Annotated in this window: 13 protein-coding genes; 9 read left to right on the top strand and 4 right to left on the bottom strand. The window is 40.3% G+C overall.

Annotated features, from left to right (window positions below; translation table 11 throughout):
* Positions 1 to 87: 87 nt before the first annotated feature.
* Positions 88 to 1,233, top strand: coding sequence for a pyridoxal-phosphate-dependent aminotransferase family protein (locus TERMP_RS00270; RefSeq protein ID WP_048159868.1), 1,146 nt, complete (start codon positions 88 to 90; stop codon positions 1,231 to 1,233).
* Here TERMP_RS00270 and TERMP_RS00275 read toward each other — a convergent pair.
* The gene (locus tag TERMP_RS00275) at positions 1,230 to 1,823 is read right to left on the bottom strand and encodes a P-loop NTPase family protein (RefSeq protein WP_013466333.1); all 594 of its coding nucleotides are present in this window, start codon (positions 1,821 to 1,823) and stop codon (positions 1,230 to 1,232) included. The genes TERMP_RS00270 and TERMP_RS00275 overlap by 4 nt on opposite strands.
* A gap of 222 nt (positions 1,824 to 2,045) precedes the next feature.
* Here TERMP_RS00275 and TERMP_RS00280 point away from each other — a divergent pair, with 222 nt between their 5' ends.
* The 6 genes from TERMP_RS00280 to TERMP_RS00305 all read left to right on the top strand — a co-directional run bounded on the left by TERMP_RS00280 (position 2,046) and on the right by TERMP_RS00305 (position 8,380).
* On the top strand, positions 2,046 to 3,464 hold the full coding sequence (locus TERMP_RS00280) for a hypothetical protein (RefSeq protein WP_237702837.1): 1,419 nt from the start codon (positions 2,046 to 2,048) through the stop codon (positions 3,462 to 3,464).
* Between the two features lie 22 nt (positions 3,465 to 3,486).
* A complete protein-coding gene (locus TERMP_RS00285; protein WP_237702893.1) occupies positions 3,487 to 4,464 on the top strand; it encodes an outer membrane protein assembly factor BamB family protein in 978 nt (325 codons plus the stop codon).
* 70 nt (positions 4,465 to 4,534) lie between these two features.
* Positions 4,535 to 4,954 (top strand): hypothetical protein, encoded by a 420-nt coding sequence (locus TERMP_RS00290; protein WP_148221047.1) that lies wholly within the window; start codon positions 4,535 to 4,537, stop codon positions 4,952 to 4,954.
* Between the two features lie 214 nt (positions 4,955 to 5,168).
* On the top strand, positions 5,169 to 6,371 hold the full coding sequence (locus tag TERMP_RS00295; RefSeq protein WP_013466337.1) for a hypothetical protein: 1,203 nt from the start codon (positions 5,169 to 5,171) through the stop codon (positions 6,369 to 6,371).
* Positions 6,372 to 6,410: 39 nt separating this feature from the next.
* A complete protein-coding gene (locus tag TERMP_RS00300; protein ID WP_013466338.1) occupies positions 6,411 to 7,322 on the top strand; it encodes a DUF5711 family protein in 912 nt (303 codons plus the stop codon).
* A gap of 143 nt (positions 7,323 to 7,465) precedes the next feature.
* The gene (locus TERMP_RS00305) at positions 7,466 to 8,380 is read left to right on the top strand and encodes an asparagine synthetase A (RefSeq protein ID WP_013466339.1); all 915 of its coding nucleotides are present in this window, start codon (positions 7,466 to 7,468) and stop codon (positions 8,378 to 8,380) included.
* Between the two features lie 178 nt (positions 8,381 to 8,558).
* Here TERMP_RS00305 and TERMP_RS00310 read toward each other — a convergent pair whose 3' ends face one another.
* From TERMP_RS00310 to TERMP_RS00320, 3 genes are read right to left on the bottom strand one after another with little or no spacing between them, the layout of a single operon-like run.
* Complete coding sequence (locus TERMP_RS00310; RefSeq protein WP_013466340.1) at positions 8,559 to 9,119, bottom strand: nitroreductase family protein; 561 nt, start codon at positions 9,117 to 9,119, stop codon at positions 8,559 to 8,561.
* 40 nt (positions 9,120 to 9,159) lie between these two features.
* On the bottom strand, positions 9,160 to 10,572 hold the full coding sequence (gene gltA, locus TERMP_RS00315) for an NADPH-dependent glutamate synthase (protein WP_013466341.1): 1,413 nt from the start codon (positions 10,570 to 10,572) through the stop codon (positions 9,160 to 9,162).
* Entirely contained in the window at positions 10,573 to 11,409 is an 837-nt protein-coding gene (locus TERMP_RS00320; RefSeq protein ID WP_013466342.1) for a sulfide/dihydroorotate dehydrogenase-like FAD/NAD-binding protein, read from the bottom strand.
* A 141-nt stretch (positions 11,410 to 11,550) separates the two neighbouring features.
* Here TERMP_RS00320 and shyB point away from each other — a divergent pair, with 141 nt between their 5' ends.
* Complete coding sequence (gene shyB / locus TERMP_RS00325; protein ID WP_013466343.1) at positions 11,551 to 12,555, top strand: NAD(P)-dependent hydrogenase/sulfhydrogenase 2 subunit beta; 1,005 nt, start codon at positions 11,551 to 11,553, stop codon at positions 12,553 to 12,555.
* Positions 12,552 to 13,421 carry an NAD(P)-dependent hydrogenase/sulfhydrogenase 2 subunit gamma gene (gene shyC / locus TERMP_RS00330; protein WP_013466344.1) on the top strand — a complete coding sequence of 290 codons (870 nt, stop codon included), beginning with the start codon at positions 12,552 to 12,554 and terminating at the stop codon, positions 13,419 to 13,421. Before shyB ends, shyC begins: the two co-directional genes overlap by 4 nt.

Here is a 13,421-nt window from a genome sequence, read left to right on the forward strand (position 1 = left end):
TTGCGTGATGATGAAGGTATAAACACATCTAAGAATACCTTTTTATACAATCTTTCCGCACTATTGAGTGAGGTGGTGTTTATGCAGATGCAGTTTGAAGATGCTTACAAGGAAGTTTATGAGATCGTTAAGCCGAGATACAAGCTCTTCACAGCTGGTCCAGTTGCATGTTTCCCCGAGGTTCTTGAGATAATGAAAGTTCAGATGTTCAGCCACAGAGCAAAGGAATACAAGGTAATCCACATGGACACCCTTGAAAGGCTTAAAAAATTCTTAGAAGCTGAAAACGGAGAGATAATTCTCTTCCCGAGTTCTGGAACTGGGTTTATGGAAGCAGCTGTTAGGAACACAGTTCCAAGGGGAGGAAAAGTTTTGGTTACCATAATTGGTGCATTTGGAAAGCGCTTTAAGGAAGTTGTTGAGTCGAATGGGAGAAAAGCCGTAACGCTTGAGTACGAACCCGGAAAGGCTGTGAAGCCAGAGGATCTCGATGATGCATTAAGAAAAAACCCTGATGTTCATGCAGTAACTATAACATATAATGAAACTTCAACAGGCGTTCTCAATCCCCTTCCAGAGTTAGCCAAAGTTGTAAACGAACATGACAAGCTTCTCTTTGTGGATGCGGTTAGTGCAATGGGAGGGGCTGACATAAAATTTGACAAATGGGGAATCGACATAATTTTTGGAAGTTCACAGAAAGCTTTTGGTGTTCCACCTGGTCTGGCAATCGCTGCCATTAGCCAGAGGGTCTTTGAAATCGCCGAAAAGATGCCGGAGAGGGGCTGGTACTTTGATCTGCCTCTCTATAAGAAGTTCAACTACAAGAAGCAGGGGACGCCTTCAACCCCACCGATGCCTCAGGTCTTTGGTCTCAACGTTGTGTTGAGAATCATAGAGAAGATGGGCGGCAAGGAAGAGTGGCTCAAGATGTATCAGAAGAGGGCGGAGATGATAAGGAACGGGGTTAGGGAGATAGGTCTTGAGATCTTAGCAGAGCCCGGTTATGAAAGCCCAACAATAACTGCTGTCCTAACGCCAGAGGGCATAAAGGGCGAGGAAGTTTACAATGCAATGCGTGAAAGGGGCTTTGAACTGGCAAAGGGTTACGGTGAGGGAATTAAAGAAAAGACATTTAGGATTGGCCACATGGGATACATGACATTTGAAGACATTGAGGAGATGCTCCAAAACTTAAAAGAAGTTATAGAAGAACTGAAGAAGAAAGCTTAGCATATCTTTTCAAGCTTTATCTTTTTTCCTTCTTCAACAACTTTATAGATTGCATTAACTTTTCTGGCTCCCTCTTTTATATCGCGGTAGAGCTCAATTACAAGTTCAAACCTTTTTAGAGTCTCATCATCTATCTTAAGCCAGTGTTTAACTTCACTCACTACGTCCCTTGAAAGTATGAGAGAGGATATTATGAATGCATAGTCATCTATAAGCTCTCCCAGAATCAGGGGCACGTTAATTGTGTGGAGAGTGTCTATAACAACGTAATCGGGATTGAGTTTTTTGATTTCCCCAATCACTTCCTTCGTTCTTGTTCTAACGCTCTTTTTGTCGAATTCAGTGTTTATAATCTCAATGTTTTCTTTGAAGGGTTTGAACTCATTATAAGCCGTTACAACTGCTATTTTCCACTCATCGGGAATTAAATGAACCATAGCCTCAATCAGCTTTGTTTTACCTGCTCTGCTTGCTCCTACAACTAAAATGTCGCTTTTTCTGAGAAGGGCATTTTTAATAGTCTCAAGCTGTTCATTGGTTATGTTACCATAGCGGAGCAAATCTTCTGGAGTAAAGATGTAAACTCCCATTTTTGTCACCGTAGAATAGTTGATTGGGGGGGTTATAATGGTATCGATGTGGGATGTTTGATTTTTGGAGTTGAGTAATTTTCTTTTACTTTGTTGTTTTGGGATGTTTATGTTCGGGTTTTTGGTGGTTGTATTTTGTTTTTTGCTTTGCTTCGTAATTGGAAAAGTATTTATAGTACTTTTGGCTATGGTATTAGTGATGAGCTTGTTTGGGGGGGGCGAATGCGGAAGTGGGTAGTTTTGGGCGTTGTTGTGCTGTTAGTGTTTAGCAGTTTTGGTTTTGTGTTTGCTGAACAGTTTCAAGAAGTAAAGGATTTGCAAGTTAAGACTGAGAAGTGTGAAGGCTGTTCTTGCCAGGATTTCGATGTTGATAAGGCTTTGAGTGAAGTGAATGCAAAGATAGAGAATTTAACCAAAGTGATTAACCAAGAAGAAGCAGAGTTGCAGAAGCTTTACGCTGAACTCAACAGGACTAAGAGCATTGAAACTCTTGAGAAGATTGTTAAGCTTGAGGATAAGGTTCAGAATATAAAACATGATTTGAAAGCCTTTGAGCGTCAAAAGCTTAGTTTGGAGTTGGTTAAAAAGTATACTCGTAAGACTCCTTATGGGCTTCAGGTTCTTTATTATAAGCTTCCTAGGGAGGATGTGTTGGTCAAGCAATACATAGAGAAAGTTCATCCTGTTAGGGAGGATGTTGATTTAGATTGGTTTATTGCTTTTTACAGGCAGGCTGGTGAGTTGACTTTTGATGAGTATATTGAGACCGACATGAAGCTTAGGGAGACTCTTAAAGCAGTGAAAGCTGGTAATGCTACAATTGAGGATGCTTTAAAGCTTATTCAGCAAAGGAAGGAAATCTGGGACAGAATTTATGGATACTTAGAAGAGAAGACCAAACTTGAAACAATCAAAAGACTTAAAGAACTCGGAAAACAACAAACAATCATGAAAACGATAGGAATACAACCACTAGGAATTGACAATATAATTTACTATAGCGAACTTGGAACACGATATGTATGTTCTCAAGTCTCTATTGGTGGTGTTTTGTATTGTGGCGGGGACAATCCCTTAAAAGATACATTGCCTCCTTACTATATAAGTCCAGTAGAATACAGGGATTTAGAGCCTATTGCTGTGTGGGTTGGAGTGTATGCTTCAGATACTCCAAATTCGGACTATTATTTGGGCCAATTTTGTGTATACACTTTCAAAAAAGAAAGCGAATTACACTACTATTGGGAAAGGGCAAGAAACTATGATGTGCGAGCTAAGTCCATTCAAATAAAATACTTCTATGATGGCATAGCTTACAATCCAAAAACCTCCGAAGAACAAGTAGCCAATCTCATCTGGCAATTTGAATGTAATGCTAACGGATGTTGGCTTACAAGTTATAGACCACATCTACCCAATCCAGATAATCCATATTATATTCCAAATGACAATTATAGGCTGTACGTCTACTGGAGAGTATTAAGCTCAAATTGTTGCAAAAGTGGTAGCAGTCATGACAATCCCTATGGATGTCTTTGGGCTAATGGTCACTGTGGTGGTTGTTTCGCCCCAGATGATTCAGCATCTCAGTATTTCCCCCATGTAGATAGGCCATATCAGGTGGATATCCCCCAAAGCTAAAGGAGGGTGCACATTGAAAAGAATGCTATTTTTCTTTCTTTTCATTTTATTATTTCAAGAAAGTTTTGTATACAGTTGGATTACCCTCGTTCCCGTGTCACCACTTTCACAAAGCATTTATTATGCTCCTCGTGATGTTACAATTTTTTCAGTGTCAAATGATAGCAGACATGTAGCAGTGGGTTTCAATGCTATCTGCATTTACATCAATAATCCAGAGGGAGGAACGTATGAGCGTTGTGACGGAAGTGCCTCAATATATCTCCTCAAAGATGGAGAACTCCTTTGGAAAAAGGAAAACATTGGAGATTTCATTGTGAGCCTTTCACTCTCTTCTAACTATGTTGCTGTTGCAGTTCAAAAGGCTCAAAAAATAGGAGTAGGGTTTATTTACCTCTTCGATCGGAAAGGGAATTTAATTTGGAGAAAGGAAACTGAATGGCCCCAAAGAATTATCATCACAACCAAAAATAATATAATACTTGGAACTCAAGATGACTATGTTTATGCATTTGACAAGGAAGGGAACTTGCTGTGGAAGAAAAGGGCGGGAGGAATACTTGACATATCCGTAGATGGGAACTATATAGTTGCGGGCTCCACTAACACTAAAACAATCTATCTGCTCGACAGAAACGGAACAATACTCTGGAGGCGTGAAGTTGGCTTACTTGGCAATGCTGCAATATCAGAAAAAGGAGAGTATGTAGCAACAATTGTTTTTGATAATTACAACGATTACTACAATTCCAAAAACGGCAAAGTACTGATTTTTAACAAAGCTGGAAAGCTTTTGCATGAATATAAAAATGTTTCCACGTTTTCACTTTCAAAAGAAGGGAAGTACTTAGCACTAGCTTTTAGAGACAACATAGTCCTCTTGGACATTGAAGGGGGTATAATGTGGGAGAGAAGTATTAAAAATGGAATGCTAATTTCCCTCAATAATGACCTTATGCAATTGGTACCACCAATGGTAAATTATATATCTCACAACTGAAGGCAAAATTTTAGATGAACACTGGTTGGGGGTAAAGATAAAGGAATTAAAAATTAAAAAAGATAGAATAATGGCTGGCTCTGGAAGGAGACTCTACATCTTTAGGGTTCTTCATTTAAGCTGTTTGTTTGGGCCTTTTAGTGAGCCGCTCCAAGTTTCAAACGCTGCGGTTGTTAAGGGGAATACAACGTACATAATCTCAACAGACGGGATAATACTACTCAATAACGAAGGTTTTTTAAAAGCTATACAACTCCAGATTCCACCAACTAAGGTTTATGCTGATGCGAACTGGAGGTATTTGGCTTTAGCTTGGAACAAAACAATCTGTGTTTTTAACAGTGATTTAAATCCAATTTATGAGTGTAAAAGCTTCAAGAACGAAATTACAGGCGTAAGACTCTGTGGCTCATATCTAACAGTTTGTTTCAAGGAAAGAATTGTAAAATTTAAAATAAATCAAAAAATAGGTAAGTTTGTCTGGATTTAAACTTAATATTTGGATAAAAGAAGAAGCTAACTGAAAATGCTCACATCAAAGCTGAAACATAAAGAAGGAGGGAATAATATGGTTTTTCATACTATAAGAAAAAGGATTTCGGAAGTTCGTGTAAGTGGGCTAATAGGCATTGTTCGAGCTGTTTTGCTCCGGATGAATCGAAATCGCAGAACTTTCCTTATGAAGGGTGAAGAGGTGTGGAAAAGTGAAGCTCTTTAAACTTTTTTTATTATTTTTGCTTTTTATTTTGGTCTCTGTGGTTATAATCAACCAAAATACTCAAGAACAGAAAAATAAAAATGAGTTTTCTAATGTTACTTCTAATGACATTTTCATACACTCCTTTGAGCATTTAGAAAATAAAACACCACTTGAAGGAGAATTTAAACCGATTTTAACTCTCCCTGCTTGGGATTTTCAGGGTTTCGAGGATAGGCTTTTTGTTTATTATAATGGAACACTTAAGGTCTACAATGTAAAAAGTGGAAAGCTTCTTTTGAACGTGACTCCTGTTTACGATTATTACTTTTCAAACCGTTATGCTTATATAAAAACCGACAATGGAAGTTTTGTTCTGGATTATGAAACTTTAAGACTAGCACCAATAGACACAGACAAAAATGTTGAATATGCTTTTAACCTCGGTAATTGCAGGATTACAGCAAGAGAAAAAAGCATATTAGTGAACTCCCAAGTATTTACATTTAACTCAACGCCAAAAGTCGCGTTCTTTCCTAACGGATTTGTAGTTTATGGATTATACAAAGATAGAGAGACAAGAGTAATATTTTTTGACGAGAGGTGCAATATTCTAAATGATACAATAATTTCGAACTATCCTCTTGTATGTAAGGTAGTGGATCACAAAATTTTCTTTATTCGGCGTGGTTTATTTGCAGTGAATCAATCTAAGTTTCCAAAGCTCAAAGGTGAGCAGGTTTTGCATGAATATTTGTCAATGAGTAGTGTTTATCTTTTTAATTCAAAAGGACAAGAAATAGCAAGTTTAGGAATGGGTGGTATAATTGGGTTTTACAACAATACACTTTATTCTTTTAAGGTAAACCCAGACTATTGTGATGAGCTGATAAAGTTTTATTTATCAAACAAGTCCCTCAAGAAACAATGTTTTAGAGTCTCTCATTATAGTGGATGGTTTGTATCTCAGGGAACATTTGGAGATTTTGGGGATGGATTTATGGCATTCGCTTACTGGGGGTTCTCGGGAGAAAGTGGAACTGCTTACAATTACCTCTGCGTGTATGTTTATGATAAACGTCTCAACTGCATTCCCTATTACTCAGGAACTAAAAGGGTAAGCCCAATTGATGAAATAAAAGCCTGGGATAGATATTTTGCAATTGTACCAAGAGGTTCTGAAGAGGTTGTTGTTTATGAGGTTGAATAATATTACGCATTGATTGAACACTTGAATGAGGTGTTAAAAATGAGGAAAATATTTACTTTCCTTTTTCTTTTTATAGTTTTGTTATTAACCTTTTATGGAGGCTATAGGTTTCTTTTTGAAAATAGGGGAATAGCCGTTATTCCTACATCTATAACTAACGTTAGTTGCACCATTGAGAAGTTTTCTCCGCCAGTTAAGATCGAGATTGAGGAAGTTAAGATTCCGGTTGATGGTGGATATAAGCCCTTATACACACTATTTAAGTTTTATGACAGAAACGGAACTCTTGTAGGTTACTGGAACACTACGAGGAACTTTAAAAAAGGATATTTTTACTTCAGAGATGGTTTTGTGGTTTGGAGTTATGATGGGGTTGTTGAAATGGTTTATTTTGACTACAACCTCACAGAAAGATGGTGGAGAGAGATATACAAAAGTGTTGGGGGCTATGTAGACTTTGTACTGTATGCCTTGTATGCTGATGAGAGTCATATTTTCCTACTTACGGCAAACAGACATTTTGCGACAGCAAAAGTTCAAAACTACTGCTTTTACTGGGGTAGTGTTGAAGAAGGCGATATTATTGAACGATTTTGCTCTGATAAAGAGTTATCTCAAAGTTCATTACTTGGAGGAAAAGTAGTTGGGAATAAAGTCTACATAATCACAGACAATGGGCTCTATCTCTTTACCTATAAGGGGGAGCTCATAAAAAAGAAAAAGATTGAGCTTTCAAAGATTGAGAGCTTTGACGTGAATGAGAAATATCTTGCCTTTGTTTATCCCAGCGGTGATAAAACATCAAAGCTGTGTGTTATGACCTCTAACTTAAAGTCCCAAAGGTGTATTGATGTGAAAGGGAAAGTGGAACAACTAAGGCTATGTGAAAACTACCTCCTCCTGAAAATAGGGAATAAAGTTAGAGTATTGGAAATTGAAGAGAATTCCTAAATCAAAAATGTCAACTTTAACCATTTTTCTTGTCAATTGTCCAAAAATTATCATATATGAATGCCAAAATTTGTTCAAATTCCAAAGTTTTTTGCATAAAAGACATAAACCATGAATGCAGTGTCAAAAAATAGGTGATAAACATGAATGCTGTTCAATTAGTTAAAAGAGAAATTGCCCCAGCTATGGAAGTTCAGACCAAGATTATTGAATATATGACAAGGTTTTTTGTCGGCAAAGGGTTTAAGTGGTTGCTTCCAGTGATGCTCAGCTCGATAACTGATCCTCTCTGGCCAGATCCAGCGGCAAGTGAAGCCTTAAAGCCCCCAGAGATAGAGGCATATGGTGGAAAGCTTAGATTAATGCATAGTATGATTTTGCACAAGCAATTGGCAGTTGCTATGGGAATAGACAAGTTGTTCATACTTTCTCCAAACATAAGACTCGAAGGAAGAGAAGCTGACGATGGAAGACATGCATATGAGTTCACCCAGCTCGACTTTGAAATAGCATATGCAACCATGGACGACGTCATGAGCTTAATCGAAGAGGCGATCTCTGGGCTTTTCAAAGAGGCAAGAAAGTGGGAGATCCTTGAAGAACTTGGCAGAGAAGTTCCAAAGGCTAAGCCACCGTTTAAGCGCTTTACTCTGGAGGAAATCAAAGCAGAATTTGGTGATGAAGATAAGGCGAGTGAAGCAATGGATGAACCATTCTGGATTACTGATATTGAGAGAGAATTCTACGATAGAGAAGATCCAGAGAGGCCAGGACACTTCAGAAACTATGACTTGTACTTACCATGGGGTTACGGTGAGGTCTCAAGCGGCGGCGAGAGAGAGTGGGAGTACGATATAATCGTCAGGAAGATGAAAAAAGCTGGGATAAGCCTTGAGGCATTCAAACCATACTTAGAGGTTGCCAAAGCTGGTTTACTAAAGCCTACAGCGGGGGCTGGCATAGGCATGGAGAGATTAGTGAGGTTCATTGTCGGAGCAAAGCACATAGCAGAAGTTCAGCCATTCCCGAGAATTCCAGGTATTCCGGCGATTATTTGAGGGTCGGCTCTGAATTCTTCTTTTTCTTATAATCCCTAAAGCTCCTTTGTTTAATTTGCTCTCATTAACCACTGCTCAATGTTCTATATTAACCTCTCAATGATGGAAGGGAGAAATCCCTTTATACTTGCACCCCTGCAAGTAACTATTGGGGGTGCAAGTTTTCGGTTCACAAACATTATCCTCCTAAAAGGTCGCGCCCTTCCTGTTCAACTCTGTTCCCAAATTTATTTAGATGCACCCTCTCCCACATTATTTCATCTTTTCTGTGCTCTGGTTTTTCTTCAGCTGGATACCCAATCCCAATAATGCAGAGAATCCTTATATGCTTGGGAATTCCCAAGAGCTCTCTGACGTAATCCTCGGCTGTCTTCTCATCATCGTGCATCCTTTCATGTATATGACCCCAGCAGGCACCCAAGCCCAAGGCAGTTGCTGCCAGCTGAATGTGCTCAGCAGCTATTGAGCAGTCGTAAACCCATGCATTGCTTATCCTCTCATCCCCACAGACAACTATCGCTAAAGGTGCTGTTTCAAGGAACCTTACAGCCGGTCTCGTTTCGGCAAGCTTCTTTATTAATCCCCTATCCTTCACCACCACAAAGTGCCACGGTCTTCTGTTCTTTGAGCTTGGAGAATAGAAGGCAGCTTCGAGGATCTTCTCAATAAGCTCCTCTGGAACTTCTTTATTTTGAAATCTCCTGATGCTTCTTCTCCTTATAACTTCAAAGAACTCCATATCGCTCACCAAAATTATTAGAAAAGAGGGAAATTTAAAGCTAAGCCTCTTTGCTTAGGTATTCGTGTATTGCTTTTGCTGCTTTTCTTCCATCTCCCATTGCTAAGATTACGGTTGCTTCTCCTCTTATTGCATCCCCACCCGCAAAAACTCCAGGAATCGAAGTCATCAAATTCCCATCAACTATTATCCTTCCCTTGCTGTCAACCTTCAAATCTGGAACCGTCTGGAAGAACGTTTTGTTTGGTGTTTGTCCGATGGCAATTACTGCAGTATCAAACTCCATGATGAACGTTTCTCCAGTTGGAATTGGTCTCCTCCTACCGGTCTCATCTGGCTCTCCAAGCTTCATCTTCTCAAGCTCTATTGCCTTCAAGTTACCGTGTTCATCTCCTATAAAGCGCTTGGGTGAGACTAAGAACATGAATTTAACTCCTTCTTCTTCAGCGTGGTGAATTTCCTCTATACGAGCAGTCATCTCTTTTCTTGTTCTTCTGTAGAGGATCCAGACTTCAGCACCAAGCCTCAACGCAGAACGGGCTGCGTCCATTGCTGTGTTTCCGCCGCCGATAACAGCGACCCTCTTTCCTACTTTTATTGGAGTGTCATATTCGGGGAATTCATAAGCCTTCATGAGGTTTATTCTTGTTAGGAATTCGTTAGCTGAGTAAATTCCATTCAGGTTTATGCCCTCCCATTTGACAAATCTTGGCGTCCCTGCACCGGTTCCTATAAAGATGGCATCGTACTCTTCCCTCAGCTCGTCAAATGTAACTGTTTTCCCTACTAATGTGTTTGTCTCAATTTTTACTCCAAGCTTTTTGAGGTTCTCAAGCTCTTTTTTCACGATTTGTTTTGGTAGTCTGAATTCTGGGATTCCGTATATTAGGACTCCTCCCGGTTTGTGGAGGGCTTCGAAGATTGTTACGTCATAACCCATTTTTGCTAATTCTGCGGCGCATGTTAAACCAGCCGGTCCGGCTCCGATGACTGCGACTTTCCTTCCGTTCTTCTTTATTCCTTTTATTTGCTCCCCTAATAGCTCGGCATCTATTCCTTTTTCTCTTGCGTAGTCTGCTACGAATCTTTCGAGTTTTCCTATGTTTATTGGGTCGCCTACTTTGCCCATTACGCAGACTCCTTCGCATTGGTCTTCTTGTGGGCAGACCCTGCCTGTAATGGCAGGCAAAGAATTACAAGCCCAAATAACTTCTAAGGCTCCTCTAATGTCCCCTTCTTTAATCTTGGCTATGAAGGCGGGAATGTTTATGTTTACGGGACAACCTTTAATACACGGAGCGTATTTTTCTGGACACTGCAAACAGCGCTCAGCTTCTTTCTTTGCAAGCTCAAAATCATAACCGAGGTTAACCTCAAAGAAGTCCTTGTTCCTCTCCTCTGGTGGCCTCTCTGGAGTTGGAACCCTCTCCTTGATAATCTGCCTTTTTGGCATTTAAACCATCCCCCTCTCGCGCTTCCACTTCTCAAAAGAAATCTTCTCCAAATCCTTGTAATAGTCCAGACGCTTCATCAGCTCATCCCAGTTCACTTGATGTGCATCGAACTCTGGTCCATCAACGCAGGCAAATTTTATCTCTCCTCCAACTGTGACTCTGCACGCTCCGCACATTCCAGTTCCATCAACCATGATTGGATTTAAGCTGGCAACTGTCTTTATGCCATATGGCTTCGTGAGCTCTGCAACAAACTTCATCATAATTGTTGGCCCAACAGCATGGACAAGATCGATTTTTCTCCCTTCATCTATGAGCTTTTGAAGTGCATGAGTTGTGAATCCTTTCATTCCATAACTTCCATCATTTGTAGTTACTATGACTTCATCACTAACTTGTTTCAGCTTATCCTCCCAGAACACAAGCTCTTTTGTTCTGAACCCAAGAATTGATATGACATAATTGCCAGCCTCTTTCATGGCTTTTGCGACTGGGTAGATCTCTGCAACACCAACTCCGCCACCTATCATCACAACCGTTCCAAACCTGTCTATGTGGCTTGGCTTCCCTAAAGGACCAAGGAAGTCGAGGATGAAGTCCCCAACGTTGTATGTTCCAAGTTCGTGTGTTGTTTTTCCGACTTCCTGTGCAACTATTGTTACAGTACCCTTCTCTGGATTGGTATCGGCTATTGTTAGGGGTATTCTTTCTCCCCTTTCGTGGAGTCTTAGTATAACAAACTGACCCGGCTTAGCTTTTTTTGCAATCCTTTCGGCTTTAATTTCGAAGAGATTAATCCCTGGAGCTAATTTTTCTTTACGCAAAATTTCAAACATTTAAGCCCCACCATTTTTTAATATCTGTTTTGCGAATATAAAATTCTTTTCACTATTAGTTGATAACTAACCGTTGCAAAAATCCTTAAATCAGGTATTTGACAAATATAAACAAGAGAAGCAATCTTTCGGGTGATGATCTTGAGATATGTAAAGCTTCCCTCTGAGAATTTTGAGGAGTTTTTCAATTCTCTCAAAAACTGGGGAACCGTTTATGCTCCAGTGAAACAGGGGAACATTTATTCTTTTAAGCAAGTTGGTACTTTAGAAGAAGTTTCATTAAATTACACTCGAACCATGCTTCCCCCGAAGAAATTCTTTGTAAAGCCACGGGAGATACTTTTAAAGTTGAAAAATGGAAAATGGGAAGAAAACAGAAAAGCTGAAAAAATAGTTCTCTTTGGAGTTCACTCATGCGACGTTCATGGACTTCAAATTCTTGATAAGGTATATCTTGAAGAACCCGCGGATCCCTACTACAAAGAAAGGCGGGAAAACACCATTATCATAGGGATAAGTTGCATGCCAGATGAGTACTGTTTCTGCAAGAGCTTAGGAACGCACTTTGCAATGCATGGGTTTGATCTCTTCCTGCATGAGCTTCCAGATGGCTGGCTTGTGAGAGTGGGAAGTGTAAAAGGTCATGAAATCGCATGGGCAAATGAAAGCCTTTTTGAGGATATTGACGAGGAAGATCTGAAGCACTTCAAAGAATTTGAAGAAAAGCGTTCTGCATCATTTAAAAAGCATCTGAACAAGGAAGGGTTGGCGGACTTGCTTGATCTTGCATTTGATAGTCCAGTGTGGAAAAAGTATGAACGCATTTGTCTCGGCTGTGGAAACTGCAACATGGTGTGTCCAACATGCAGATGTTATGAAGTCTGTGACTACTGGGTCAACGCATATGAGGCGGTGAGGGTCAGGAGATATGATTCTTGTTTCATGGAAAGCCATGGGCTTGTTGCGGGTGGTCACAACTTTAGACCAACGCGTTTGGATCGTTTCAGACATCGATACTACTGTAAAAGCTATTTTGATCCATCTGCGGGTTTCAACTGTGTTGGATGCGGCAGGTGTGATGAGTTCTGTCCAGCTAAGATAGAACACGTTAAGGTTCTTGATGAGATTAGGGAGGCGTTGAAATGAACCCCTTTCAAACCTATGATGCGAGAATTTTGGAAGTAAAGGAGCTTACTCCGAGGGAAAAGCTTTTCACTCTTAGGTTTGTAGACCCAGAAATTAACAGGGAATTTACCTACCGGCCAGGTCAGTTTGTTATAGTTGACATCCGGGGTTTTGGTGAATTCCCAATAAGTCTATGTTCCTCCCCAACGAGGACGGGGTACTTCCAGCTGTGTATAAGAAGGGTAGGAAGGATGACAAAATATATTCACAAACTTAAAGAGGGAGATATTGTGGGCATTCGGGGACCTTATGGCAATGGCTTCCCTATGGAGGCTATGGAAGGCTCTAATCTGCTCTTGGTTGCTGGGGGTCTTGGGATGGCTCCGTTGAGAAGTGTTCTGTGGTATGCCATTGACAGCGGAAAGTACGAGCAGATATACCTGTTTTATGGAACCAAAAGCTATGAAGATATTCTCTTCAGAGATGAGATAATTCACCTTCTTAAACATGGAGAGGCTATGAACTGCAGGGTAAAGCTTGCCTATGAGGTTGAGAGCCCTTCCTGCATATACCTCGAGAAGGGCTTTGCTCCCAAGGTCTGCAAAGGGGTTGTGACAGATTTGTTCAGAGGGGAGGAGTTTGATGTGGACAATACATATGCCTTAATATGCGGACCTCCGGTAATGTACAGATTTGTGATAAGGGAGCTCTTGGACAGAAAGCTTGCCCCTGGCAGGATTTACATGACGCTTGAGAGAAGAATGAGATGCGGGATAGGGAAGTGTGGGCACTGCATTGTAGGAACCAGCACGTCAATAAAATACATCTGCAAAGATGGACCCGTCTTCACTTACTGGGAAGCTCTCTCCACAAGGGGGTTGATCTAA

The sequence above is a fragment of the Thermococcus barophilus MP genome, assembly GCF_000151105.2.
GTDB classification, from domain to species: Archaea; Methanobacteriota_B; Thermococci; order Thermococcales; family Thermococcaceae; genus Thermococcus_B; species Thermococcus_B barophilus.